This is a genomic window from Ideonella azotifigens (assembly GCF_006519715.1).
GTDB lineage: Bacteria > Pseudomonadota > Gammaproteobacteria > Burkholderiales > Burkholderiaceae_C > Ideonella > Ideonella azotifigens.
This window is the reverse complement of record NZ_VIDT01000631.1, coordinates 1-3240: the sequence shown is the minus strand read 5'-3', so window position 1 is coordinate 3240 and position 3240 is coordinate 1. Positions and strand designations below refer to the sequence as shown.

At 67.9% G+C, this 3240-nt stretch carries 3 protein-coding genes; 2 read left to right on the top strand and 1 reads right to left on the bottom strand.

Features of this window, described 5'->3' with window-relative positions; translation table 11 throughout:
• A partial coding sequence (locus tag FKP22_RS25350) for a hypothetical protein (protein ID WP_211361578.1) occupies positions 1 to 375 on the bottom strand: 375 nt, incomplete at its 3' end.
• A 232-nt stretch (positions 376 to 607) separates the two neighbouring features.
• On the opposite strand from FKP22_RS25350, the gene FKP22_RS25345 reads away from it, so the two are divergent.
• Together FKP22_RS25345 and FKP22_RS25340 are read left to right on the top strand one after the other, a co-directional pair.
• Positions 608 to 988, top strand: a complete 381-nt coding sequence (locus tag FKP22_RS25345) for an Hpt domain-containing protein (protein ID WP_141290495.1) — start codon at positions 608 to 610, stop codon at positions 986 to 988.
• Positions 985 to 3240: putative bifunctional diguanylate cyclase/phosphodiesterase (locus FKP22_RS25340; RefSeq protein WP_233446968.1), on the top strand; the 2256-nt coding region annotated here is incomplete at its 3' end. The genes FKP22_RS25345 and FKP22_RS25340, both read left to right, overlap by 4 nt.

Here is a 3240-nt window from a genome sequence, read left to right as displayed (position 1 = left end):
GGCTGCAGGCGCAGCGCCATGCGGTGGGCGCCAGCCCTGCACGCGGTGCTGGGCGTCGCTGCGCCAGACAAAGCTGTCGGCCAGCTCGGTCAGGCTTTGTTCGTTCTGGGTGGCGCTGCGCAGCTGATGTGCCAGGCTTTGGCGGCCCCACAGCAGGCCGGCGAGTGCGCACACGCCGCCAAAGGCCAGCATGGGCAGCCAGGACCAGGGCCCGCTCAGGCCTTCCGGATTGCCCGGCGCGGCGGCGAGCGACCATACCAGCAGGATGGCCAGCGCCAGCAGGCCGGCCCACAGCACCGTGGCCGTGAGGCTGCGCCCGCGCGATGCGCGAGCAGACGCCGGGGCGAACGCGCAGGCAGACAGGGATCGGCGCATGGCGCGGATTGTAAGGAGACGATCCGCTTGCAAGGGGCAAACCGCACAGTCGCGCGACATATTCCCGCTGCTCGTATTCACGATGGCGGCAATTCCGCCTTGACGTGCATGGGATGCCGCATGATGCTTGCGCAAGGCCGTTTCCTTGGGAGTGCCAAAATCGCGTGTGGCGAAGGCAGAATGGCGACACAACCAACTGCCGGTCGGCACCCCGACCGGACAAGATTGCAAGATGCTAGATGCCGGCGACAACGCACCTGTGCTGGACTCTGCCAGCCTCGACCAACTGCGGGCGCTCGATCCCCAGGGCAGTTCGGGCTTCGTCAAGCGGGTGCTGGACACTTTTCTTCGCTCGCTGCAGAACCAGCGCGACGCGGTCGCGGCTGCGCATGCGGCGGGTGACCTGAGGGCCTTGTCGCATGCCGCCCATGCGCTGAAGTCGGCTTCGGCCAGCGTGGGTGCGCTGCCGCTGTCGCGCCTGTGCGCTGCGCTGGAAGAGGCGGTGCGGCTGGACCAGCCCGAGCGGGTGCCGGCGCTGGCGCTGAAGTTCGATGCGGCCGCAGTGGCCGCCGATGCCGCGGTGAGGGCCTTGCTCGAAGGCGGGGCCGCATGATGGGGAGCAATGCTTCGGCGTTGCCCTTGACCGAGGAGCGACCCAAGGTGCTGCTGGTTGACGACGACGACGTCAACCTGATGCTGGTGGCCGCCGCGCTGACCCAGCACGGCTTCGACGTCACCCAGGCCAACAACGGCGACGAGGCGCTGCGCATCCTCGGCGGCTGGATACCCGACCTGGTGGTGCTGGACGCGCGCATGCCTGGGCTCGACGGCTTCGAGACCTGCGAAGAGCTGCGCAACATGTACGGCCTGGAAAACGTGCCGGTGCTGATGCTGACCGGCCTGGCCGACGAAGCCTCCATCCAGCGCGCCTACGACGCCGGTGCGACCGACTTCTTCGTCAAGTCCAACCAGTGGAGCCTGCTCGCCGGACGGCTGCGCTACATGCTGCGCTCGGCCCGCACCCAGCAGGAGCTGATCCGCAGCCGGGCCAAGCTGGCGCGCGCGCAGGACCTGGCCCGCATGGGCAGCTTCGAATGGTGGCAGCAGCCGGGCCACGGCCTGCCGGCCGGGCTGGAGCTTTCGGAAGAGGCGCTACGCGTGTTTGGCAGCGGGCCGGACGACCGCCTCAGCTTCCGCGACCTGCTGCGCATGATGACGCGCGACGAGCGGCATTCGCTGGTGCGCGGCGTGCGGCAGATCGTGCGCCAGGTGTTCGGCATTGCGATGGACGTGCCGCTGTCGCGCGGCGTCAAGCGCAACCGCATCATCCACGTCGAAGGCGAACCTGAGTTCGGCGAATACGGCCAGTGCATCGGCTACACCGGCATCGTGCAGGACGTGACCGAGCGCCACCAGGCCGAAGACTCGATCCGCAAGCTGGCCAACAAGGATCCGCTGACCCAGCTGCCGAACCGCCGCCAGCTGCACTGGCGCGCCGAGCGGGCGCTGGAACAGGCGCGCCGCATGGGCCACCAGATGGCGGTGCTGATGATCGACCTGGACCGCTTCAAGAAGATCAACGACACGCTGGGCCATTCGGCTGGCGACGAGCTGCTGCTGTCGGTTTCGATGCGGCTGCGCAGCTGCGTGCGCCACAGCGACCAGATCTTCGACGGCACCGTCGAAGCGGTCGGCGCGCGTTTCCACAGGGCGCTGGAAGCGGTGGGCCGGCTGGGCGGCGATGAATTCGTCGCGCTGCTGCCCGAGGTGGCCGGCGAGGCCGACGCCCAGGCCGTGGCGCAACGCATCCTCGAAGCGCTGCGCGAGCCGGTCTACGTGGCCGACCAGGAGTTCTTCGCCACCGCCAGCATCGGCATTGCGCTGTACCCGCGCGACGGCCAGACGGTGGCCGACCTGATGCGCAATGCCGACGTGGCGATGTATGCCGCCAAGGACCGCGGCCGCAACGACGCGATGACCTATTCGCCCAACCTTGCGGTGCGTGACCGCGAGAAGCTGGAGCTGGAAACCGCGCTGCACAAGGCCATCGAGCGCAACGAGCTGGTGCTGTATTACCAGCCCAAGGTCGAGGCGCAGACCGGCAGGCTGGTCGGCGTGGAAGCCTTGATGCGCTGGCGCCGTGGCGAGACGCTGGTGCCACCCAACGAATTCATCCCGATGGCCGAGGAAACCGGCCTGATCGTGCCGCTGTCCGAATGGGCACTGCGCGAGGCGGCGCGCCAGGCGCGCGAATGGCAGCTGGGTTTTGGCTTTTCGGAGTCCATCGCGGTCAACATGCCCAGCCGCATGTTCCTGCGCCACGACCTGGTCGAGCTGATCCATGCCTCGGTCAGCCCTTACGGCATTCCGCACCGCATGCTGCTGCTCGAAATCACCGAGAGCAGCCTGATGAAGGACCTGCAAAGCATCCTGCCCACGCTGCGCCGGCTCAATGAAGTGGGCGTGCAGATCTCGGTGGACGATTTCGGCACCGGCTATTCGTCGCTGCAGTACCTGACCGAATTGCCGATCTCCGAGCTGAAGATCGACCGTTCCTTCGTCAACAAGCTGGGCCGGGAGCCCAAGGCCAGCGAAGTCATCCACCTGATCATCTCGCTGGCGCAGGCGCTGAACCTGCGCGTGGTGGCCGAAGGCGTGGAAACCAGCGCGCAGATGAACCTGCTGCGCAGCCTGCAGTGCCGCTTGATGCAGGGTTACCTGATCGGCCGGCCGATGCCGGGGCCGGACCTGCCTGCCTGGCTGCGCGCGCATGCCACCGTGATGCCCGGCCCGACACTGGATGCCTTGCCGGTCGCCCAGGCGGAGATGGACCTGGAAGCGGACACCGGACCGGTGACGGCCCCG